Here is a 21980-nt window from a genome sequence, read left to right as displayed (position 1 = left end):
AAGCTCCCTCGCCACAGAAGCCTTGGCCAGCCTTAGCCGCAATCAATCACATGGATTTTCTGTGAACTTTGTCGAGGTTGTTTATGTTTGATTACTCCGCACGTCCAGAACTGCTCAAGGGCCGGGTCATCCTGGTCACCGGCGCCGGTCGCGGGATTGGCGCAGCGGCGGCCAAAACCTATGCGGCCCACGGCGCCACCGTGCTGCTGCTGGGCAAGACCGAAGCCAACCTGGCCCAGGTCTACGACGAAATCGAAGCCGCCGGCCAGCCGCAGCCGGTGGTGATCCCGTTCAACCTGGAGACCGCCCTGCCCCATCAATACGATGAGCTGGCAGCGATGATCGAAAAGGAGTTCGGCCACCTCGACGGTTTGCTGCACAACGCCTCGATCATCGGCCCGCGCACACCGATCGAGCAGTTGTCCGGCGAGAACTTCATACGGGTGATGCATGTGAACGTCAACGCGATGTTCATGCTGACCAGCACGCTGTTGCCGCTGCTCAAGCTGTCCCAGGATGCGTCGGTGGTGTTCACCTCAAGCAGCGTGGGCCGCAAGGGCCGTGCCTATTGGGGCGCGTACGGGGTGTCGAAGTTTGCCACCGAAGGCCTGATGCAAACCCTGGCGGACGAGCTGGATAATGTCGCACCGGTGCGCGCCAACAGCATCAACCCAGGCGCCACCCGCACCAGCATGCGGGCCCAGGCGTATCCAGGGGAGAACCCGACCGATAACCCGACACCGGAGGAAATCATGCCGGTGTACCTGTACCTGATGGGGCCGGACAGTACCGGCATCAATGGGCAGGCGTTTGACGCGCAATAACTATCTGGAACACAGTACAACCTAATGTGGGAGCGGGCTTGCTCGCGAAGGCGGAGTGTCAGTCAACAGAGATATCGACTGATCCACCGCCTTCGCGAGCAAGCCCGCTCCCACATTTGTATTGCGGTGATCTCTAGAACTTAGTTCTTCACCACTTCCTCAAGCGTGAAGCGCCCCAACGGGTTTTGCAGGAAGTTGCTCACGTTCTTGCGTGAGATGTTGATGTACGGGCTGTAGTACAGGTCGATCCAGTTCACATCCTGTTTCGCCATTTTCTGCAGGTCGACGTACATCTGCTCACGCTTGACCGGGTCCGCCTCGATCCGCGCCGCGGCCACCAGGTCCTTGACCTTGTCGTTCTTGTAGCGGGTCATGTAGTTCTGATTGGTGTCGTGGCCCAGCACGAAGGTGGTCTTCTGGTCCGGGTCGAGGATGTCGTTGGTCCAGTACATCACCGAAATATCGTAATCACCGTCCACCAGCATCTGCCAGCTTTGGGTCGGGTCAACCTTTTGCAGGTTGGCCGTCACACCGACCTTGGCCAGTTGATCCTTGATCATCACCGCAATCTGCTCGTCGGCTTCGTTGCCGGCGTTGACCACGTAGTTGAGCTTCAAATCCTGGGCGCCGGCAGCCGCCAGCAGTTTCTTGGCTTCGGTCGGGTCATACGGGCGTTGCAGGTTGTTGGCGTAGTGGTACAGCGAGCCTTTTGGGATGTAGGAATAGGCCACGGTGCCCTGGCCGAAGGTGGCGGTTTTCACCAGCGATTGTTTATTGATGGCCATGTCCAGCGCCTGGCGCACTTCCGGCTTGGCCAGCAGGCCGTGGGCGTGGTTGATCAACAGGTGATCTTCACGGGTGGACGGGTCGGAGTGGACCACCACGTTCTTGTCTTTTTTCAGCTCTTCAACCCGGGAAAACGGGACGAAGATCGCCGTGTCCAGCTCGTTGTTCTGCACCATGCGCATGCGGGTGTTGTCGTCGGTGACCGACACCCACTCCACGCCATCCAGGCTGACGTTACTGGCTTGCCAGAAGTTCGGGTTCTTCTTCAGGATCACCCGATCGCCCTTGCGCCACTCGTCCACGGTAAACGCGCCGGAGGTCACAGGGTTTTCCGAGTAGGCGTCTTCGCCCATCTTGGTCATGGCTTTTTCCGACAGGATCGACACCGTCGGCGAAGCGAGTTGCGAGAGGAAGGCCACCGCCGGGGTTTTCAAGGTCACTACCAGGGTTTGCGGGTCGCTGGCCTTGGCGGTGTTGATCAGGCTGAACGGGTCGCTCCACAGCGAGGCCTTGTTGTCGCGGATGCGCAACAGGCTGAAGGCAGCGTCGTCGGCGGTGATCGGCGAGCCATCCGAGAACTTCGCGGCACGCAGCTTGAAAGTGTACGTCAGGCCGTCCTTGGAAATGTCCCAGCTTTCGGCCAGCCCCGGTTCCATCTTGGTGCCCAGGTTGTCCACGCGTACCAGGGTGTCGTAGACGTTGGCGAACACCCAGGTATCGCGGTTCTGCGCGCTTTTGATCGGGTCAAACGTGGTGCTGTCTTCGCGGCAACCGATGGTCAGCACACCTGCGGCGTGGGCAATACCGGCGGTCAGCGACCAGGCGGTGAGTGTGGCGGCGGCGAGCAACTTCAAGTGACGGGATTGCATGTCATAACTCCTTGTCTATAACGGCGGTTGTTCATGATCGGCAGGAAGGGTTCAAAGCAAAGGTTCTTCAAGCACGCAACTGTACCGATGCGTTTGCACAACGTGAGTCGGCGGCAATACCTCGGCACACACGGCGCGTGCATGTCGGCAACGCGGGTGAAAGGCGCAACCGCTGGGCAGTCTCAACGGGCTGGGTGGCTCGCCCGGCAAGGGCTCGCTGGGCAGCGGGCGGTACGGATCAATCTCCGGGATCGCCTGGATCAACGCCGCCGTGTAGGGGTGACGGGGCGTGGTGAACACTGCCTCCACCGGGCCTTCCTCGACGATTTTCCCCAGGTACATCACCGCCACCCGATCACACAGGCGGCGGACGATGGCCAGGTCGTGGGCGATAAACAGGATCGCCAGGTTCATGCGCTGTTGCAGTTCCAGCAGCAGGTTGATGATCTGGCCCTGGATCGACACATCCAGGGCAGCCACGCATTCGTCGGCGATGATCAGCCGCGGCTCCACCGCCAGCGCCCGGGCAATGCCGACGCGCTGGCACTGGCCGCCGCTCAGGGAGCCAGGCTTGCGGCTGGCAAGCTCGGGGCGCAGGCCTACCAGATCGAGTAATTCGTCGACCCGGCGTGGGATGTTTTCTGGCGCCACCTTGCGCTGCACCCGCAGGACTTCGGCAATGGTTTCGCCGATGGTCAGCCGCGGGTTCAGGGCCGCGTAGGGATCCTGGAAGATCATCGCCGTCTCGTGCCGCAAACGGGCGATATCGACCGGCCCGGCGTGGGCCATGTCGATGCCGTCAAACACCACCTGCCCGGCGCTGATGGGGTTGAGGTGCAGGATCGCCCTCCCCAATGTGCTTTTGCCGCTGCCGGACTCGCCCACCAAACCCAGTGTTTCACCGGCGGCCAGGGTCAACGACACCCCGTTGACCGCCCTCACCCACTGTTTATTCAGGCCGAACAGGCCGCTGCCGGCGGCGGCAAAACGCACCTCAAGGTCATTCACCTGCAACAACGTCATGGGCGAACTCCCAGGGGATAGTGACAGGCCACCCGCGCGCCTTCCGGCAGCAGCTCGGTGCACAAGCTGCCGACTTGCGGGCAGCGCGGGTTGAACCGGCAGCCCTTGGGCAATGCGTCGAGCAATGGCGGTTGGCCGGCGATGGTGCGCAACAGGGCGTGGCCGCTGCTGGTGGCGGGCTGGCACTCGATCAGGCCGGCGGTGTAAGGGTGTTGCGGGTGTGCCAGCAGCTCGTATTTGCTGCCGTGTTCGCACAGGCGCCCGGCGTACATCACGGCGATGGAGTCGCAGGTTTGCGCCACCACGCCCAGGTCGTGAGTGATCATGATGATCGACAGGCCACGCTGGTCCCGCAGGTCCAGCAACAGCCGCAGAATCTGGGCTTGCACGGTCACGTCGAGGGCGGTGGTCGGTTCGTCGGCAATCAGCACCTTGGGATTGCAGCCAAGGGCCACCGCGATCATTGCCCGCTGGCGCATGCCGCCGGAAAACTCGTGGGGGTAATTGTCGATCCGCGCCTGGGGATCGGGAATGCCGACCTGGCGCAGCACTTCGATAGCCTGCAAGCGCGCCTCCTTTTTCGACGCGCCCTGGTGCAGTCGGATGCCTTCGGCGATCTGCTCGCCGATGCGCATCAACGGGTCGAGGTGGCTACTGGGGTTCTGGAAAATCATCCCAAGTTGCCCACCGCGTACCGCGCGCATGCCGGCGTCATCCAGCTGCAGAAGGTCCTGGCCCGCCAGGCGCACCGAACCGCCCTGCACCCGCAGGCTCGGGGACGGCAGCAAGCGCATCAGCCCGCGACAGGCCATGGTCTTGCCCGAACCGCTTTCGCCCACCAGGCCGAGGATTTCACCTTCGGCCAGGTCGAACGACACCCGGTCCACCAACGTTACGTCGCGCCCGGTGTTATTGGCGATGACGCTCAGGTCCTGCACCTGCAACAGGCTCATGAGCGATCCCCCAGCACTTGCGCCACACCATCGGCCAGCAGGCTGAAGCCCATGGCCAGGGTCACGATGGCCAGGCCCGGGAAGGTGCAAATCCACCAGGCAGTAGTGATGAACGCCTGGCCTTCGGCAACCATGGTGCCCCACTCGGCGGTCGGCGGTTGTACGCCCAGGCCGAGGTAGCTGACCGCTGCGCCATTGAGCAGCACCAGCACTGCGTCAGACATCGAGAACACAATCGAGCCGAACATCGCGTTGGGCAGCAAATGCCGGAATAGAATGCGCCCATGGCCAAAGCCCAGGCTTTTGGCGGCCAGGGCGAAGTCGCTTTCCTTGAGCACCAGGATCTGCGAGCGGATCAGCCGCGCGTAGGACACCCAGCCCACCAGCGCCATGGCGATGTAAAAGCTTTTCAAACCCGGGCCGAGAATGGCCATGATCGCCAGCATCAGCACCAGGAAAGGGAACGCGAGGATCACGTCGATCACCCGCATGCAGAAGCTGTCGAAACGCCCGCCGATGTAGCCAGACACCGCACCGACAAAGGTGCCGATCAGGAACGGAAAGATCACCCCGACCACCGCCAGTTGCAGGTCGATGCGTGCGCCCCAGATCACCCTCGAAAGGATGTCTCGCCCGTAGTTGTCCGTGCCAAATGGATGGGCCTGGCTCGGACCCAGCAAACTGATGTCGGTGTTTTGCGCAATCGGGTCAAAGGGTGCGATCCAGGGGGCGAACACGGCCAGCGCCAGCCATGTCAGCAGAATCAACAGGCCCCAGGCCGCCGTCAGCCGGCCATTGCGAAAACCAAAGCGCAGGCGCAGGCGCCACGGGGCGATCAATGGGCGGCTGCTCATTGCATCTTCACTCGCGGGTCCAGCGTGACCGTCACCACATCGGCAACAAAGTTGACCAGCACGGTGGCACAGGCCAGCACCATCGCCACGCCCTGCACCACCATGTAGTCGCGGGTGAAGATGCCGCGCACCAGCAATTGGCCGATGCCGGGAATCGCAAACAGGCTTTCGATCACCACCGTGCCGCTGATCAGCCAGCCAATGTTCACCGCCAGCAGGTTCACCGCCGGCACCAGGGAATTGGGCAGCACATGACGACGAAACACCGCCGCCTCCGACAACCCGCGCGCCCGGGCGGCGGTAACGTGGTCAGCCTGCAACTCCATCAACATGCTCGCCCGCAGGTTGCGCACCAGCACCGCCGACAGCGCCAGGGCGATGGTCAGGCACGGCAGAACCATGTGGTGCGCCTTGTCCGGCCAGGTGCGCCCATACCCGGAGACCGGGAACAGGCCCCATTGCACGCTGAGCAACAGGATCAGCATCAACCCCAGCCAGAACGCCGGCATGCCCAGGCCCACCGTAGTGAACAGCCGGATCAGGTTATCCGCCCAGCCACCTTTATTACGCGCGGCCACGGTGGCCAGCGGCACGGCGATCAACAGCGCCAGCAGCACACTGCCGAGCACCAGGAACAGGGTCGGCTCGATGCGGGTGACGATCAGTTTCAGCGCGTCGACCTTGTACAGCAGTGACTGGCCGAGGTCGCCCTTGAGCAGGTTTTTCAGGAAGTAGAAATATTGCAGCCACAGCGGCTGGTCGAGGCCGTACTGGGCGCGGATCTTCAGCAACGCGTCCGGGGTGCTGCGCGAACCCAGCAGGGCCCGCGCCGGGTCGCCGGGAATCGAGCGCACCAGCACAAAGGTGATCAGGCTGATGCCAAACAGCACCGGCAGCAATTGCAGCGGCCGGGACAGCACAAAACGGTAACGCGCCAGGTTCATCCGTCAGCCTCGATGACGAGCGAGGAAGTCCAGCAGCACCGGGAAGTATGCCTGGGGCTCTTCGTAAAACGGCATATGGCTGCTGTTGGGGAACACGTGCAGCTCGGCGTGCCGGGCGGCGCTTTTCATGCGCATGGCGCAGGCCGGGGTCAGTTCGTCGTGCTGCCCGGTGGTGATCAGTATCGGCATCTTGAACTCGGCCATCTCGGGGATGCGGTTCCAGTCCTTGAGGTTGCCGATGTAGAGAAACTCGTTGGGGCCCTGCATGGTTTCGTAGGGCCCCATGTTCCAGTCGCCGAGGGAACGCTGGACCGGCGCCGGCCATTCGTCCAGGCGGCAGACGTGGCGGTAGTTAAGCAAGGTAATCGCGGCCTGGTACTGCGGGTGATCGAGGGTGCCCATGGCTTCATGGCGTTGCATCATCGCCACGGTTTCGCTGCCCAGGGCGCCGCGCAGGCGTTCCAGCTCGAGGGACAGGTGCGGAATGTCGCCGACGGTGTTTTCCAGGATCAGGCTTTTCAGCGCATCGGGGTAGTGAATGGCGTACTCGATGCCCAACCATCCGCCCCAGGAATGCCCCAGCAAGTGCACGCGGCCAAGGCCAAGGGCCTGGCGCACGGTTTCGACTTCTTCGACATAACGGCTGATTTCCCACAGCGAAACATCGGTCGGTCTGGCTGAAGCGCCCGTGCCAAGCTGGTCGAATGCAACCACTCGCAGGCCGTTGTCCTTGAGCCAGCCATGGGCGTCGCGCAAGTAGTCGCAAGGCAGCCCAGGGCCGCCATTGAGGCACAGCAACACCTCATCGCCTTCGCCAAAGCTATAGGCCACGAGGTTGTGGCCATCGACCTGCACGTTGTACCGCTGGTCGGGGGCAATTTCACGCCACATGCATACATTCCTTGTTGTGTGTCGGCCCTGTGGAGAGTGGCCGTTTAGAGGCCAACACTACCGAGGATGCCGCGTGTCCATAACCTGGTAATTCTTATAGGTTTGGTCTGGCAGTCCTTCGCCGGGGCGTGGCATTCTACTTGCAGCAAGACGAGATTCAAATGAAATCGGGAGCAGAACGGATGCTGGCCAGGCTAACTGCGTTTAATGACCGTCTCATCCCCGGCAGGAGCCTGGATGAACAGATGGACAACACCCTCGTATTGGCCCAGGACCTGGGTTTTGATGCGTTGGTCTACGACTACACCCCCGTGCCCATTGACCATAATGGTGCACTGATCACCCCTTCTGTGCTGCAACTGCGCAATACCCCGCCCGACTGGTACAACCTGTGGTGCAGTTCCGGCTTTTATCAGATCGATCCGGTGCAACACCTCGCACTGTCGACGGTTTCACCATTTGTGTGGTCCTACGAGGCCAAGGCCGATACCGCGCTGCAAAAAATCATCGACCCCTGCCACGCCCCGGTTTCCAGCTACTTGCACGACCGCCAGATGACCTGCGGCGTCAGCGTGCCGATCCATTTGCCCCGTGGCGGCTTCGCCTCGCTGACCGGCCTGCGCACCGGCAAGGCCAGCGCCGTGTTGCAGGACGCCCGCCAGACGCTGTCGGAATTCAGCCTGATTACCCACGCCTTGCAGGAAGCGGCCTACCCGCTTTTCAGCAAGGAACTGCGCTCCTACCCGCATATCCGCCTGACCAAGCGTGAGCGCGAATGCCTGAAATGGGCCGCCGACGGCCTGACCGCCGCCGAAATCGCCACGCAATTGAGCCGCTCCCTGGCAGTGGTTACCCTGCACCTGGCGTCGGCCATGCACAAACTGGGGGCCAAGAACCGGGTGCAAGCGGTGGTACGGGCCACTCATTACCGGCTGCTGGAAGACTGATCCGAAGGAAAAACCTAGCTGTTTTGCTAGTTACTTAAACTTTCTGTGCCGACTATCGTGTACCTGATCACTTTTTCTCAGGGCAGGGCACGAAATGGAATTCATCGAAACAATCCGCGAAGGCTATGCGGCCTTTCGCGACTACCAGACCTGGTATCGGGTAACCGGCGACCTGGACAGCGGCCTCACGCCGCTGGTCATCCTCCATGGTGGCCCGGGTTGTACCCATGATTATGTCGATGCCTACAAGGACGTAGCCGCCAGTGGCCACGCGGTCATTCACTACGACCAACTGGGCAACGGCCGCTCCACCCACCTGCCTGACAAAGACCCTTCATTCTGGACCGTCGGCTTGTTCCTCGAAGAACTGGACAACCTGCTGGACCATCTGCAGATCAGCAACAACTACGCGATCCTGGGTCAATCCTGGGGCGGCATGCTCGGCAGCGAACACGCCATCCTGCAACCCAAGGGCCTGCGTGCATTTATTCCGGCCAACTCGCCGACCTGCATGCGTACCTGGGTTGCCGAGGCCAACCGCCTGCGCAAGCTACTGCCTGAAGGCGTGCACGAGACCTTGCTCAAGCATGAACAGGCCGGCACCTACCAGGACCCTGAGTACCTGGCCGCCTCGCGGATTTTCTATGACCAGCACGTGTGCCGGGTCAATCCGTGGCCGGAAGAAGTCGCCCGCACATTCGCCCAGGTGGATTCGGACCCGACGGTGTATCACGCCATGAGCGGCCCGACGGAATTCCATGTGATTGGCAGCTTGAAAGACTGGAACGTGATCGGCCGGCTGTCGAAGGTCAATGTGCCGACCCTGGTGATTTCCGGTCGCCATGACGAGGCCACGCCGCTGGTGGTCAAGCCGTTCCTGGATGAGATTCCCGATGTGCGCTGGGCGCTGTTCGAAGACTCCAGCCACATGCCGCATGTTGAAGAGCGACAGGCGTGCATGGGGACGGTGGTGCAGTTTTTGGATGAGGCTTGTTCGGTGCCCCACAGAACGCTCAAGACTGGCTGAGATCAAAATGTGGGAGCGGGCTTGCTCGCGAAGGCGGTGGATCAGTCAGCATATTTAGCGACTGACACACCGCCTTCGCGAGCAAGCCCGCTCCCACATTGGACTCTTTGTGGCTGTTACACCTCGCTGGTCTGCGCCCTGCCGTGCACCGCCGCTTTCTTCGGCACTTCCTCCAGCAACGGAATTTCCTTGCCCTCGGCATCAAACAGCTTGCCGCCGCTGAAGTAATCACCGTCCCGCAACGCCGCCACATCCTGGAAGCACAGGCTGCGTTCCGTCCCGGCGACAAACACCGACTGCTGGTCCGAGTTGCCCGCGGTGAAGTGGTTGAACGCCAGGTTCAACAGGATCGCCATGATCGCCGACGAACTGATCCCCGAGTGGAAAATGGTCGCGAACCAGCTCGGGAAGTGATCGTAGAAACTCGGGGCCGCAATCGGGATCATGCCAAAACCGATGGAAGTGGCGACGATGATCAGGTTCATGTTGTTGCGGTAATCAACCTTGGACAAGGTCCGGATACCACTGGCAGCCACGGTGCCGAACAGCACGATCCCGGCCCCGCCCAGCACCGAAGTCGGCACTGCCGCAATCACCCGCCCCATGAACGGCAGCAGGCCGAGGATCACCAGGAATATCCCACCGGTGGCGACCACATAACGGCTCTTGACCCCGGTAACCGCAACAAGCCCGACGTTCTGTGCAAACGCGCTCTGGGTGAACGAGCCGAAGATCGGCGCAAACATGCTCGACAGCATATCCGCACGCAGGCCATTGCCGAGGCGCTTGGAGTCGACCTTGGTGTCGATGATTTCACCCACTGCCAGAATGTCCGCCGAGGTTTCCACCAGCGTCACCATCACCACGATGCACATGGAAATGATCGCCGCGAGATGGAAGGTTGGCATGCCGAAATGGAAGGGTGTGGGAAAGCCGAACATCGGGCCCTGGGTCACGCTGGAGAAGTCAGCCATGCCGAGGAACACCGCGATAACCGTGCCGATCACCATCGCCAGCAGGATCGACAGTCGCGAGATGGTCGCGCTGCCGATCTTGCTCAGCAGCAATACCAGCACCAGGGTCAGCGCCGCCAGGCCGATGTTCGGCATGCTGCCGAAATCTGCAGCGCGGCTGTTGCCGCCCATGGCCCAGCGGGCGGCGACGGGCATCAACGTCAGGCCGATGGTAGTGATCACAATCCCGGTAACCAGCGGCGGGAAGAATTTGGTGATTCGCGAGAACACCGGGGTGATCAGCAGGCCTATCAGGGAGGCGGCCATCACCGCCCCGAGAATCGCCGGGATGCCACCCGCGCCGTCGCTGCCAACAATCGCCACCATGGTCGCCACCCCGGCAAAGGACACCCCTTGCACCAGCGGCAACTGGCAGCCGAAAAACGGCAGGCCCAGGGTTTGCAACAGCGTAGCCAGGCCTCCGGCAAACAGCGAGGCAGCGATCAGCAGGCCAATATCGGCCGGCGACAACCCGGCCGCCTGGCCGACGATCAACGGTACAGCCACGATGCCGCCGTACATGGTGAGCACATGCTGCAGGCCGTAAGCCATGTTGGCCGCGACGCCGAGATTCTCATCTTCTGGCCGCTGCGGTGACGTCTTCGGGATAGTCATGGTGAGGGGTTCTCTGTTTTTGTTGTGCACTCACTGTATGCAATAGAAAGATTGGATGTCCATAGAGTTGTATACAATCATTTTCACAAGAACACCCTGAACGCCGTTACAAAAATCCATTCAGCCGCCCTGCCCCGTGGCTCGAAGCGCTGCGCACAAGGACTTGAAAAAAATGCTCAACCGCAAGCTGCGCATCCACGCCCCGGCGATTTACTACTTCGACATGGTTCGCCGCTGCCACTCGATCCGCGAAGCCGCGCGCCGCCTGAACGTGGCGTCTTCGGCGGTGAACCGGCAGATCCTCAAGCTGGAAGACGAGGTGGGCGCGGCGCTGTTCGAGCGCCTGCCCGGCGGCCTGCGCCTGACGGCGGCCGGGGAAATCCTGACCCGCCACGTGAGTTTCCTGTTGCAGGACGTGGAGCGCGTGCGCGGTGAACTGGATGGCTTGAACGGTGTGCAGACCGGCCACGTGGAAATCGCCACGGTGGAAGGCGCCACTGTGGAGCTGCTGCCCGCCGCCCTCAAGCGCATGCGTGAGCGTTATCCGAAAGTGACCATTGGCGTCACGGTACAAGGTTCGCAATCGATTCCCGGTGCGGTGGTCAACGGCCAGGCTGACCTGGGGTTGGCCTTTGCCTTACCGCGCAGCAGCGAAACCATCCAGGTGTGTGTCGGCCATTTCCGCCTGGGGGCGTTGATGGCACCGGGGCATCCGTTGGCCGGTGAAAGCAGCGTGAGTTACGCGCGCTGCTGTGAACACGGGGTGATCCAGGCCAAGAGCGAGCTCTCGGTTCACCACCTGATCGCACCGCTGCACAAGCGTTCGGCGGCGACGAACAAGCCATTGCTGCACAGCAACTCGATGGAGCTGGCCCGGCAACTGGCGCGCCAGCAACTGGGCATCGCGTTCCAGACGCGCATTGGCGTGGAGGTAGATTTAGCCCGCGGCGAACTGCTGCACATTCCGCTCAGCGACCAGGGCGGGATCTTCAGCGACCTGGGCCTGTACGCCCGCAAAGACCGGGACTTGCCGATGGCGGTGCAAGCCATGGCCCATCTGCTCAGTGAAGAAATCAACTTGCGCGAACATCAGGAAACGCCCTCGGCGCCACGTATTTCCTGACTCTCAGGCCAGCTTCAGTGCTGCCGTTTCGGCATCGGCCCAGGCGAGATTCTGTTCTTTGGAACCCACAACGGATGTGCCGATACTGCGCCCGGCGACCCTTGCGCGGTCGCCATGAGCCAAAACGCCAAAGGAATTAAAACAATGAAAAAGGCACTGCACGGCGCAACCGTATTACTCACCCTGTTCGGCGGCGGGGAGGCTGTCGCGCTGGAATGGATGAACAACAGCCTGGGATTTCGCTACGGCCAGCAGTTCACCAACCCGAACAACCCGGATGAATTCAGCAAGCGCATCTACAGCTTCACCCACGCCAGCGGCTACCAGTACGGCAGCAACTACCTGAACCTCGATGTGTTCCTGTCGGACAGCCGCGACCCACGCAAGGGCACCGACCACGGCGGCAGCGAAGTGTATGCGGTGTACCGGCACCAGCTGTACGCCTCACGGGTATTCGATGTGCCGCTGGGCACCGGGGTGATCAAGGATTACGCACTGACCTTCGGCTTTGATGCTAACCGCAACAACAACCTGGCGTCGGCGAAAAAACGTGCGCTGGTGATTGGCCCGACCTTGAAGTTCAACACCGTCGGCGTGCTGGACCTGAGCCTGATGTACTACAAGGAAAGAAACCATTCCGGCATCCCTGGCGCGAAAGAACCCGATCACACCTTCGACGATACCTACATGCTCAACCTGACCTGGATGCGGCCTTTCGAGATCGGCAACCACGGGGCGAAGTTTCAGGGGTTTATCAATCACGTCGGGGAAAAGGGCGAAGACTTCCATGGCCGCGACACCGCGCCGGAAACCCTGATGCGCACCGCGCTGATGGTGGCGGTGCGTCCGGGCAAAGGCGTCAAGCCCAATCTCTACCTGGGCGTCGGCTATGAGTATTGGCATAACAAGTTCGGCGTGGACGGCGGCCGGGGTAGCCGCACGTCAACGCCGACGGTGAACATGGAAGTGACGTTCTAGCGGGCGCGCACCAGGTCGGCATCGCCATCGTCGACCTTCGGTCGCGCCAGCCAGTAGCCCAACACGGCCAATGGCGCGGTCGCCAGCATCACGATCGCAGTGATCAACAGCGGCTGGTCGATCATCGACGACACGATCAGGCTCGCCAGGAAGCACAACCCCAACTGCAAGGTGTTCTGCAATGCCGCCGCCTTGCCGGAATTTTCCGCAAACGGCATCAGTGCATTCGCCACCACGATCGGGTAGCTGGCGCCATTGACCAGGGCCATCAGGCAGAACGGAATCAGCAAGGTGGCGAGCGTCGGCACGGTCAAGGTCGCGACGAGGTACAGCGCGACCATGCTGATGCAATACGCCAGCAGCAGCCACGGCAACAAAGTCTTGCCCTGGAACCGCTGCAACGCACTGCGGCAACTGTAGCCACCGATCAGGAACGACAGCGTCGGCAATACGTAGCTCAAGCCGATGTCATTCGGGCTGTAGCCCATCCCGCCAAGGATGAACGGCGAGGCGGTAAGCCAGGCGAAGAAACTGGCCGAGCATGCGGCAAAGATCATCATGTTGCCGGTGAACACCCGCGACTTGAGCAATTGCCCATAGCCGAGTCGGGACGGTTCGCCGCCGGTTGTCAGGCGTTTCGGCAGCGGCCTGAGAAACAACGTAGGCAGCAGCAGGAGCAGCGAAACCACCAACAACACACCGAAGATCGCCTGCCAGCCCCAGTGATTCAGCATCAGCGCTCCCAGCAATGGCGCCAGGGCCGGAGACAGTGACATCAGCGGCATGATGCCGGCGAACACCCGATGGGCCTTTTCCGCCGGGTAGCGGTCGATCACCAGCGCCTGCCAACTGACAGCGGCGGAACACACGCCAATCGCCTGGACAAAACGCAAGGCCAACAGCTGCGGTGCGGTCTCGACCCAGAACATCCCCAGGCAGCCGAGCACAAACAGTGAAAGGCCCGTAAGCAGCACCGGCTTGCGTCCCAACCGGTCGGACAGCGGCCCCCACAGCAACTGCCCGACGGCAAAGCCAGCGAGGAAAATGCTCAGGCTCGCGCCCACCGCGCCGGGGGAAATCTGCAGCTGCTCGCCCATGGCGCCAAACGCCGGCAAGTACATATCCATGGCCAGATAGCCGAGCATGCTCAGCCCCGCCAGGTACCAGGTGAATCCAAAAGAATTTTTCATTGAAGCCTTGTATAACCTGCCATCAAACTATTTGCTGACTGGCGCCTATTATGAAGCTGAGCAAATCCCTGTGAAGCGATAATAATTGGACACTCTTATCAATAATTTTGAAGGCAAACCCCATGTGGTCTGAATATTCCCTGGATGTGGTGGATGCAGTGGCCCGCCACGGCAGCTTCAGCGCCGCCGCCCAGGAACTGCACCGCGTGCCGTCAGCCATCAGCTACACCGTGCGGCAACTCGAAGAATGGCTGGCGGTGCCGCTGTTCGTCCGACGGCATCGGGATGTGGAGCTGACACCCGCGGGTAAATTGTTCATCGACGAAGCCCGCGGCGTCATGAAAAAAATGCTCGGCACCCGCCGGCTGTGCCAGCAAGTGGCAAATGGCTGGAGTGGCCAGTTGAAAGTCGCGGTGGACTCCATCGTTAAACAGCAGCGCTGCCGGCAGTTGGTACTGGATTTCTATCGGCAGTTCCCGGAGGTGGAATTGCTGTTGGATTACGAGGTGTACAACGGGGTGTGGGATGCCCTGGCCGATGACCGCACCGATATCGTGATCGGCGCCACCAGCGCGGTGCCGGTGGCCAGTCAATTCACATTTCGTGACATGGGCCTGCTGAACTGGCTGTGCGTGGTCAGCAGCCGGCATCCGCTGGCAGCGGTCGAAGGCCTGCTCAGCGATGACCAACTGCGGCCCTTCGCCTCCCTGTGCATGACCGACACCTCGCGCAACCTGCCCAAGCGCGACACCTGGACCCTGGATAACCAGCGTCGTTTGGTGGTGCCGCACTGGGCTTCGGCGATTGATTGCCTGCGGGACGGCTTGTGCGTCGGCATGGCACCGGCGCACCTGGTGCAGCCGTGGATCGAGCGCGGCGAGCTGAGCGCCCTGCAACTGTCCCGGCCCTTCCCTGCCAGCCCGTCGTGCGTGGCCTGGGCACAGAACAAACTGTCGCCGGCCATGGCCTGGTTGCTGGATTACCTGGGGGATACCGAGACCCTGAATCAGGAATGGCTGAACGGGGTGCAGGTGGGCTCCGGCTACCCCGTTTGACTGATCGTTCCCACGCTCTGCGTGGGAATGCAGCCAGTGACGCTCCGCGTCAGCCTCATCCGTGTTTAGTCCAGAAGCCGGGAAAGTGCGCGCACGATCATCTCCACTTCCTTGGCATCGATGGTCAGCGGCGGCAGCAGGCGGATGATCTTGCCCCGCGTGACGTTGATCAGCAGGCCATGCTCTTGCGCCGCACGGTGGGCCAGGTCGCGCTGAGGCGTTGCCAGTTCGATGCCGATCATCAGCCCTTGCCCGCGAATCGCCAGCACCTGGGGATGCTCGTTCAATTCCACCCGCAGGCGCGCCAGCAGCCGCTCACCCTGTTGCGCCGCGTTGTCCAGCAGGCCTTGTTCTTCGATGATCTCCAGCACCGTACAACCGACACGGCAGGCCAGCGGGTTGCCGCCGAAGGTGCTGCCGTGGCTGCCGGGGGTAAACAGTTGCGCAACAGCGGCCCGGGCCAGGCACGCGCCAATCGGCACACCGTTGCCGAGGCCTTTGGCCAAAGTCATCACGTCCGGCACGATGCCTTCATGCTGGAAGGCAAACCAGCGACCTGTACGGCCGATCCCGGTCTGGATCTCATCGAGCATCAACAACCAGCCTTGCCGGGTGCAGTGCTCGCGCAAGGCTTTCAGATAGCCCGGCGGCGCGACTTGCACGCCGCTTTCGCCCTGGATCGGCTCAAGCAGCACCGCAACAATGCGCGGGCCAAACTCCCGGGTCACGGCCTCCAGTGCCTTCAAGTCACCGAAGCCGACCTTGATAAAGTCCCCCGGCAGTTTTTGAAATCCCAACCGCACGGAAGGCCCGTCGCTGGCGGACAGGGTGCCCAGGGTGCGCCCGTGAAAGGCATTCTCCATCACCACCACCAGCGGCTGTTCGATACCCTTTTTCCAGCCATGCAGCCGGGCCAGCTTCAGCGCCGTTTCGTTGGCTTCGGCACCGGAGTTGTTGAAGAACGCCTGGTCCAGCCCGGAGAGCCGGGTGAGGCGCTGGGCCAGGCGCTGCTGCCAGTCGATGCTATAGAGGTTGGAGGTGTGCAGCAGCAAACCGGCCTGCTCACTGATGGCCGCTACCAGCCGCGGGTGGGAATGACCGACGTTGGTCACCGCCACACCTGCCACCGCATCCAGGTATTCACGGCCCTGCTGGTCCCACAGGCGCGTGCCAAGGCCTCGGGTAAAGCTCAGGGGCGACGGTTGATAAGTGGTCATCAGGCAGGCGGCGGTCATGGCATCAGGCTCCAGTGCATCGTAGTGATGGCACCAGTATCGTTAGCCACCCGAGCTGGATAAACTGCACAACACTGCGATCACTTTAAATCAGGGCTTGATAATGGATCTGTTCCAGGCGATGACGGTGTACGTAAAAGTGGTGGAAGCCGGCAGCATGACGGCGGCAGCGCAGGCGTGCGGCATGTCCACCACCATGGTCGGCAATCACCTGCGCGCGCTGGAACAAAGGCTGGGGGTCAGCCTGCTCAAGCGCACCACGCGCAAGCAAAGCCTGACCGAGTTTGGCGGGATTTATTACCAGCGTTGCCTGGAGGTGCTGGGCCTGGTGGCCGACTCCGAGCAGATGGCCGAACAAGCCAACAGTGACGTACCCAAGGGCCTGCTGCGGATCACCGCACCACCGGCCTTTGGCACCGAACGCCTGGCACCGGCGCTCAGCGAATTTTCCCAGCGCTACCCACAGATCAAGCTGTACGTGGTGCTGAGCAACCAGCGGATGGACATGGTCGACAGCGGCTTCGACGTGGCCATCCGCTTGGGCGACCTGGACGCGCCAAGCCTGATTGCCCGCCCCATGCAGGATTACACCATCACCCTCTGCGCCTCTGCGGAGTACCTGGCGCGCCGTGGCACACCTCAACGCCCCGATGATCTGCAGCAACATGACTGCCTGGCGTTCGCTTACCCGGCGACCGACGATTGGCGCAACGCCGACAAGTTGTGGCGAATGCGCGGCGCAGAGGGCGAAGTGGAAATTCCGGTTTCCGGCTCATTGACCATCAACAGTTCGCAGGCCTTGCGCCAGGCTGCCCTGGAAGGCATGGGCATCGTGATGCTGCCTGACGCCCTGGTCGAGCCAGACCTGCGGGCCGGGAAACTGGTGGCATTACTGACGGACTACCAACTGCCCAGCCGGCCCATGCATTTGCTGTACGCCCAGGACCGCTATCGCCTGCCCAAGCTGCGGGCGTTCGTGGATTTCGTCATGGAGAAATGGGCGCGCTAGAGGCTCACCCCCAGCTCGATCAAGCGCTCCCGGGTCTGCGCGGCAGACACGTGGTGAATCCCCTGCCAACCCAGCGCAGTAGCCGCCTCGGTATTGCCGGCTACGTCGTCAATAAACACCACTTCACCCGGCTGGATATCCGGCAAATGGGCGCGCACCTGCGCCAGGCTGGCGTGGTAAATAGCAGGATCGGGCTTGATCAGCTTGATTTCGCCGGACACCACAATGTCGCGAAAATACTGCAGGAAGGGATAGTGGGCGCGGGCATAGGGAAAGGTCTCGGCGGACCAGTTGGTCAGGCCGAACAGCGGCATCTTCGCCTCATGCAACGCTTCGAGTATCGCCACGCCCTCCGGCAATGAACCACGCAGCATCTCGTGCCAGCGGTCGTAGTACGCCTGAATCAAAGGCTCGTGCTGCGGATGTTCGGCGATCAGCGCGCGGGTGCCCTCAGCCAGACTGCGCCCGGCGTCCTGCTCGGTGTTCCAGGCCTGGGTGCAGACGGTGTCCAGGAACCGTTGCCGCTCCCGGTCGTCGGTAATCAGCTGGCGGTAGAGATGGTGCGGGTTCCAGTCGAACAGGACACCGCCGAAATCAAAAACGACTGCACGAATCGTCATGTAGATCCTCCGTTAGCGTGGGTGTGATAACGGCCGCAGTCTGGCATGACGCGCACAAAAAAGCGGCCCCTGGAGGCCGCTTCTTCGTTACCGCAAGCGCTTAAGCCTGAATCAGGCCCTTGATCTTCACGGTCGGATTCACGTCAGCGTCGTAGTCCACGCCGTCGATCTCGAAACCGAACAGGCGCAGGAATTCCGCCTTGTAGCCGGCAAAATCGCTGATCTCGTTGACGTTGTCATCGGAGACCTGATTCCACAGGGCCGCTACCGCGTCCTGGACCTTAGGCTCAAGTTCCGCGAGGTCGGCACGCAGGCGGCCGTCGGCGTCGAGCTTGGGCTCTTTGCCATACAGGCTGTCCTTGAACAGGCCGTAGACCTGCTCGATGCACCCTTCGTGGGTGCCCTGCTCTTTCATCACTTTAAACAGCAACGACAGGTACAGCGGCATGATCGGGATCGCCGAGCTGGCCTGGGTAACCACAGCCTTGAGTACCGACACACGGGCGTCGCCTTTCAGCGCCGCGAGGTTTTCGCGCAGGGTCAGGACTTTCTTGTCCAGGTCCTTCTTGGCTTCGCCGATGGAGCCGTTCCAGTAGATGTCCTGGGTCAGCTTCTCGCCGAGGTAGGTGAACGCAGTGGTCTTGGCGCCTTCGGCCAACACGTCGGCGTCACGCAGGGCGTCGATCCACAGCTGCCAGTCTTCGCCGCCCATGACTTTCACGGTGCCGTCGATTTCTTCCTGGGTGGCCGGCTCGAGGGTGGTGTCGACCACGACGCCCTTGTCGGTGTTGATGCCGCGCAGGGTCACAGCCTTGCCGATCGGCTTCAGGGTGGAGTTGTGCACCACGCCTTGCGGGTCGGTACGGCGTGGCGCGGCCAGGCTGTAGACCACCAGGTCGATCTTGCCGAGGTCTTTCTTGATGGTTTCGATGGTCAGGCGCTTGATCTCGTCCGAGAACGCATCGCCGTTGATGCTCTTGGCGTACAGGCCTTTTTCCAGCGCAAACTTCTCGAAGGCGGCGCTGTTGTACCAGCCGGCAGAGCTGAGCTTGCCTTCTTCGCCTTCTTTCTCAAAAAACACGCCCAGGGTGTCGGCGCCGCAGCCAAAGGCAGCGCTGATGCGCGCGGCCAGGCCGTAGCCGGTGGAAGCCCCGAGGACCAGCACCTTTTTCGGGCCGCCTTCAATGGCACCGTGTTCGGTCACGTAGTCGATCTGCTCTTTGACATTCGCTTCACAGCCAACCGGGTGAGCGGTCACACAGATAAAGCCACGAACCCGCGGTTTGATGATCATAAAATTTCTGCCTCTTCCAAGGTGCCGAAGGCCAATGGTGGCCATTACAGCGTCAATCGTACGGGTCTATGACGCCCGGAAAACCGAAGCGTCACGATAGTCGCAAATCTTCTGTTCACAAAATGCTATCCGCAACACCGCCAGCCTGGCCATCCGCCGAGGCATTTTAGGGGGACAGCGGTAAAAATCTGTGCAGTGACTTCACAAATTTCCAGCATTTAAAACGCCACGTGAGGGCGATAACACCCTATCATGACCATATTATTTCGATATGTTTCGGCTCGGGCATGATGCCCACGGGTTGACTGACTCCTTTGCCTGGCCTGCCAGTCAACCGCGGACGGTTTTGAAGCAATCGAAAACCGTCTGATGGAGCCCAGTTTCATGAGTAAGAGTGTCATCCGCAAACGCCTGGCGTCCGCCGCCTGGGTCCTTGGCGTCTTGCTGTTCATTTATTGCTTCCCCAAGACCACCCTGGTGTTTCTGCTGCTGGTGGTGTTCTGCGGCCTGTACGATTTCCTGCGCAATGGCCTGTACGACGGCGCGACCATCAAGAAGTATTTCATCGGCAACGGCCGCAATACCTGGTTGCTGGCGCCGTTCAACACGCTGTTTGACCTGTTGAGCCAGCGCAATCGCCACGTTTATAAAATGAACGACCTGCCGCCGGCCTGGCGCGAAGACCTGCAAAAGGTGATCGACGACGCCATGGCCAACAAAGACGAGATCATCCAGTACCTGGACGAGCGCATGGCCGAGAAAAAACGCGGCATGCTGTTTTTCCAATGGTACGGCCGCCCGATCGAGACCACCCTGGATATCCCGCAACTGCGGGAAAAACTGCCCTACGTGAAAACCATCGGCGTGTCGGTATTCAACGAAAACCGTTCCACCTCGTTTCACTTCGGCCCGCTGCGCATGATGTTCCGCGTGCTCTACAACATGGCACCGGCGCCCCATCACGACGGCGTCTACATCCAGGTCGGCAAGCACAAACACTACTGGCACGATGATCCGCTGTTTATCTTCGATGACACGCTGATGCATGCCTCCTTCAACAAGAACGACGCCAAGCGCTACTGCCTGTTCATCGACATCGTGCGGCCAACCCTGGTGCCGTCGGTGCTCAACGGCCTGATCGCGGCCTTTGCCGGAGCAGTCTTTACCCTGCGTCGGTTTTTCTACAAAAACTGGAAGCTGATTCAGTAACTTCTGCGGCATGATGGTGCGCGACGGTGTTTGCGCTCGGCTCCAGTGCCGGGGAAAATGCCAGTCCAATGCGACCGAAAACGGCGCGCACTATCCTCAAGCCACTGGCCATGCCTGGTCCGGTGGCTGTGCTTTCAGGGAATCAGAATGCCCCAAAGACAAGTCATCAATGCCTCCGTAAGCCCTAAAGGCAGCCTTGAAACGCTGTCGCAACGTGAAGTCCAGCAACTGAGCGAAGCCGGTACCGGCAGCATCTACACCCTCTTCCGTCAATGCGCCCTGGCCATCCTCAACACCGGCGCGCACATCGACAACGCCAAGACCATCCTCGACGCCTATAAAGATTTCGAAGTGCGCATCCACCAGCAGGACCGTGGCGTGCGCCTGGAACTGTTGAATGCACCGGCTGACGCGTTCGTCGATGGTGAAATGATCGCCAGTACCCGGGAGATGCTGTTCAGCGCCCTGCGTGACATCGTCTACACCGAAAACGAACTGGACAGCCAGCGCATCGACCTGAGCAGCTCCCAGGGCATCACCGACTACGTGTTCCACCTGCTGCGCAACGCCCGCACCCTGCGCCCGGGCGTCGAGCCGAAGATCGTGGTGTGCTGGGGCGGGCACTCGATCAATACCGAAGAATACAAATACACCAAGAAAGTCGGCCACGAGCTCGGCCTGCGCAGCCTCGACGTATGCACCGGCTGCGGCCCCGGCGTGATGAAAGGCCCGATGAAGGGCGCGACCATTTCCCACGCCAAGCAACGCATTACCGGCGGGCGCTACCTGGGCCTGACCGAACCGGGGATCATCGCCGCCGAGGCGCCGAACCCGATCGTCAATGAGCTGGTGATTTTGCCGGACATCGAAAAGCGCCTGGAAGCCTTCGTGCGCGTCGGCCACGGCATCATCATCTTCCCGGGCGGCGCCGGCACCGCCGAAGAGTTCCTGTACCTGCTGGGCATCCTGATGCACCCGGACAACCGCGACGTGCCGTTCCCGGTGATCCTCACCGGGCCGAAACACGCCGCGCCGTACCTGCAACAGCTGCACGCGTTTGTCGGCGCGACCCTGGGCGAAGCGGCGCAGGCTCATTACCAGATCATCATTGATGACCCGGCTGAGGTGGCACGGCAGATGACCGTCGGCTTGAAAGCGGTCAAACAGTTCCGCCGCGAGCGCAACGACGCGTTCCACTTCAACTGGCTGCTGAAGATCGACGAGGGCTTCCAGCGCCCGTTCGACCCGACCCACGCCAACATGGCCAGCCTGCAACTGAGCCACGCGCTGCCGCCCCATGAACTGGCGGCCAACCTGCGCCGGGCGTTCTCGGGGATTGTGGCGGGCAACGTCAAGGACAAGGGCATCCGCCTGATCGAGCAGAACGGGCCGTATGAGATTCATGGCGACCCGGCGATCATGAAACCGCTGGATGAGTTGCTGAAGGCGTTCGTAGAGCAGCACCGGATGAAACTGCCAGGCGGCGCCGCCTACGTGCCGTGCTACCGCGTGGTGCAGTGA

The 21980-nt window shown here is 61.4% G+C and carries 20 protein-coding genes; 9 read left to right on the top strand and 11 right to left on the bottom strand.

The features are described 5' to 3' along the window. Window positions 1-83: 83 nt before the first annotated feature. Complete coding sequence (locus tag HX815_RS19510) at window positions 84-824, top strand: YciK family oxidoreductase (protein ID WP_177028737.1); 741 nt, start codon at window positions 84-86, stop codon at window positions 822-824. 140 nt (window positions 825-964) lie between these two features. Here the strand turns inward: HX815_RS19510 and HX815_RS19505 are convergent, their stop codons facing one another. From HX815_RS19505 to HX815_RS19480, 6 genes are read right to left on the bottom strand one after another with little or no spacing between them, the layout of a single operon-like run. Next, window positions 965-2479 (bottom strand): ABC transporter substrate-binding protein, encoded by a 1515-nt coding sequence (locus HX815_RS19505; RefSeq protein ID WP_177028736.1) that lies wholly within the window; start codon window positions 2477-2479, stop codon window positions 965-967. Between the two features lie 51 nt (window positions 2480-2530). After that, complete coding sequence (locus HX815_RS19500) at window positions 2531-3502, bottom strand: ABC transporter ATP-binding protein (RefSeq protein WP_087693677.1); 972 nt, start codon at window positions 3500-3502, stop codon at window positions 2531-2533. After that, a complete protein-coding gene (locus tag HX815_RS19495) occupies window positions 3499-4455 on the bottom strand; it encodes an ABC transporter ATP-binding protein (protein ID WP_102368420.1) in 957 nt (318 codons plus the stop codon). The genes HX815_RS19500 and HX815_RS19495 overlap by 4 nt, the downstream gene beginning before the upstream one ends. After that, window positions 4452-5309 (bottom strand): ABC transporter permease, encoded by an 858-nt coding sequence (locus tag HX815_RS19490; RefSeq protein WP_003218837.1) that lies wholly within the window; start codon window positions 5307-5309, stop codon window positions 4452-4454. The genes HX815_RS19495 and HX815_RS19490 overlap by 4 nt, the downstream gene beginning before the upstream one ends. After that, window positions 5306-6253, bottom strand: coding sequence for an ABC transporter permease (locus HX815_RS19485; protein ID WP_177028735.1), 948 nt, complete (start codon window positions 6251-6253; stop codon window positions 5306-5308). The genes HX815_RS19490 and HX815_RS19485 overlap by 4 nt, the downstream gene beginning before the upstream one ends. Before the next feature lie 3 nt (window positions 6254-6256). Beyond that, window positions 6257-7144, bottom strand: coding sequence for a proline iminopeptidase-family hydrolase (locus HX815_RS19480; RefSeq protein WP_008437674.1), 888 nt, complete (start codon window positions 7142-7144; stop codon window positions 6257-6259). Window positions 7145-7326: 182 nt separating this feature from the next. Here HX815_RS19480 and HX815_RS19475 point away from each other — a divergent pair, with 182 nt between their 5' ends. Next, on the top strand, window positions 7327-8091 hold the full coding sequence (locus HX815_RS19475) for a LuxR family transcriptional regulator (RefSeq protein WP_008437673.1): 765 nt from the start codon (window positions 7327-7329) through the stop codon (window positions 8089-8091). A 94-nt stretch (window positions 8092-8185) separates the two neighbouring features. Beyond that, window positions 8186-9118, top strand: coding sequence for a proline iminopeptidase-family hydrolase (locus HX815_RS19470; protein ID WP_177028734.1), 933 nt, complete (start codon window positions 8186-8188; stop codon window positions 9116-9118). Between the two features lie 116 nt (window positions 9119-9234). Here the strand turns inward: HX815_RS19470 and HX815_RS19465 are convergent, their stop codons facing one another. Then, window positions 9235-10746, bottom strand: coding sequence for a nucleobase:cation symporter-2 family protein (locus HX815_RS19465; protein WP_177008099.1), 1512 nt, complete (start codon window positions 10744-10746; stop codon window positions 9235-9237). Window positions 10747-10918: 172 nt separating this feature from the next. Between HX815_RS19465 and HX815_RS19460 the strand changes: the two genes are divergently transcribed. Both HX815_RS19460 and HX815_RS19455 read left to right on the top strand, forming a co-directional pair. Beyond that, window positions 10919-11869: a LysR family transcriptional regulator gene (locus tag HX815_RS19460; RefSeq protein WP_177022873.1), complete on the top strand. Its 951-nt coding sequence runs from the start codon at window positions 10919-10921 to the stop codon at window positions 11867-11869. Between the two features lie 144 nt (window positions 11870-12013). Beyond that, window positions 12014-12847, top strand: coding sequence for a nucleoside-binding protein (locus HX815_RS19455; RefSeq protein WP_177028733.1), 834 nt, complete (start codon window positions 12014-12016; stop codon window positions 12845-12847). Here HX815_RS19455 and punC read toward each other — a convergent pair. Then, window positions 12844-14037 carry a purine nucleoside transporter PunC gene (gene punC, locus HX815_RS19450; protein ID WP_177028732.1) on the bottom strand — a complete coding sequence of 398 codons (1194 nt, stop codon included), beginning with the start codon at window positions 14035-14037 and terminating at the stop codon, window positions 12844-12846. The genes HX815_RS19455 and punC overlap by 4 nt on opposite strands. Before the next feature lie 122 nt (window positions 14038-14159). Between punC and punR the strand changes: the two genes are divergently transcribed. Further along, window positions 14160-15092, top strand: a complete 933-nt coding sequence (gene punR / locus HX815_RS19445) for a DNA-binding transcriptional activator PunR (protein WP_003218855.1) — start codon at window positions 14160-14162, stop codon at window positions 15090-15092. Between the two features lie 65 nt (window positions 15093-15157). Here punR and HX815_RS19440 read toward each other — a convergent pair whose 3' ends face one another. Beyond that, window positions 15158-16327: an aspartate aminotransferase family protein gene (locus tag HX815_RS19440; protein ID WP_102368414.1), complete on the bottom strand. Its 1170-nt coding sequence runs from the start codon at window positions 16325-16327 to the stop codon at window positions 15158-15160. Between the two features lie 103 nt (window positions 16328-16430). Here HX815_RS19440 and HX815_RS19435 point away from each other — a divergent pair, with 103 nt between their 5' ends. Then, window positions 16431-17336, top strand: a complete 906-nt coding sequence (locus tag HX815_RS19435) for a LysR family transcriptional regulator (RefSeq protein ID WP_102368413.1) — start codon at window positions 16431-16433, stop codon at window positions 17334-17336. Here HX815_RS19435 and HX815_RS19430 read toward each other — a convergent pair. Together HX815_RS19430 and fabV are read right to left on the bottom strand one after the other, a co-directional pair. Then, window positions 17333-17956 (bottom strand): HAD family phosphatase, encoded by a 624-nt coding sequence (locus HX815_RS19430; protein WP_102605621.1) that lies wholly within the window; start codon window positions 17954-17956, stop codon window positions 17333-17335. The two genes, HX815_RS19435 and HX815_RS19430, sit on opposite strands and share 4 nt — an antisense overlap. 100 nt (window positions 17957-18056) lie before the next feature. Beyond that, the gene (gene fabV / locus HX815_RS19425) at window positions 18057-19250 is read right to left on the bottom strand and encodes an enoyl-ACP reductase FabV (protein ID WP_003218863.1); all 1194 of its coding nucleotides are present in this window, start codon (window positions 19248-19250) and stop codon (window positions 18057-18059) included. A 384-nt stretch (window positions 19251-19634) separates the two neighbouring features. Here fabV and HX815_RS19420 point away from each other — a divergent pair, with 384 nt between their 5' ends. Both HX815_RS19420 and ppnN read left to right on the top strand, forming a co-directional pair. Continuing rightward, window positions 19635-20459 carry an aspartyl/asparaginyl beta-hydroxylase domain-containing protein gene (locus tag HX815_RS19420; RefSeq protein ID WP_177008102.1) on the top strand — a complete coding sequence of 275 codons (825 nt, stop codon included), beginning with the start codon at window positions 19635-19637 and terminating at the stop codon, window positions 20457-20459. A 147-nt stretch (window positions 20460-20606) separates the two neighbouring features. Then, entirely contained in the window at window positions 20607-21980 is a 1374-nt protein-coding gene (ppnN, locus tag HX815_RS19415) for a nucleotide 5'-monophosphate nucleosidase PpnN (protein WP_003218868.1), read from the top strand.

It is taken from the genome of Pseudomonas sp. E6002, from assembly GCF_013385565.1.
Lineage (GTDB): Bacteria > Pseudomonadota > Gammaproteobacteria > Pseudomonadales > Pseudomonadaceae > Aquipseudomonas.
The sequence above is the reverse complement of the archived record's forward strand: the minus strand, read 5'-3'. Positions and strand labels throughout refer to the sequence as shown.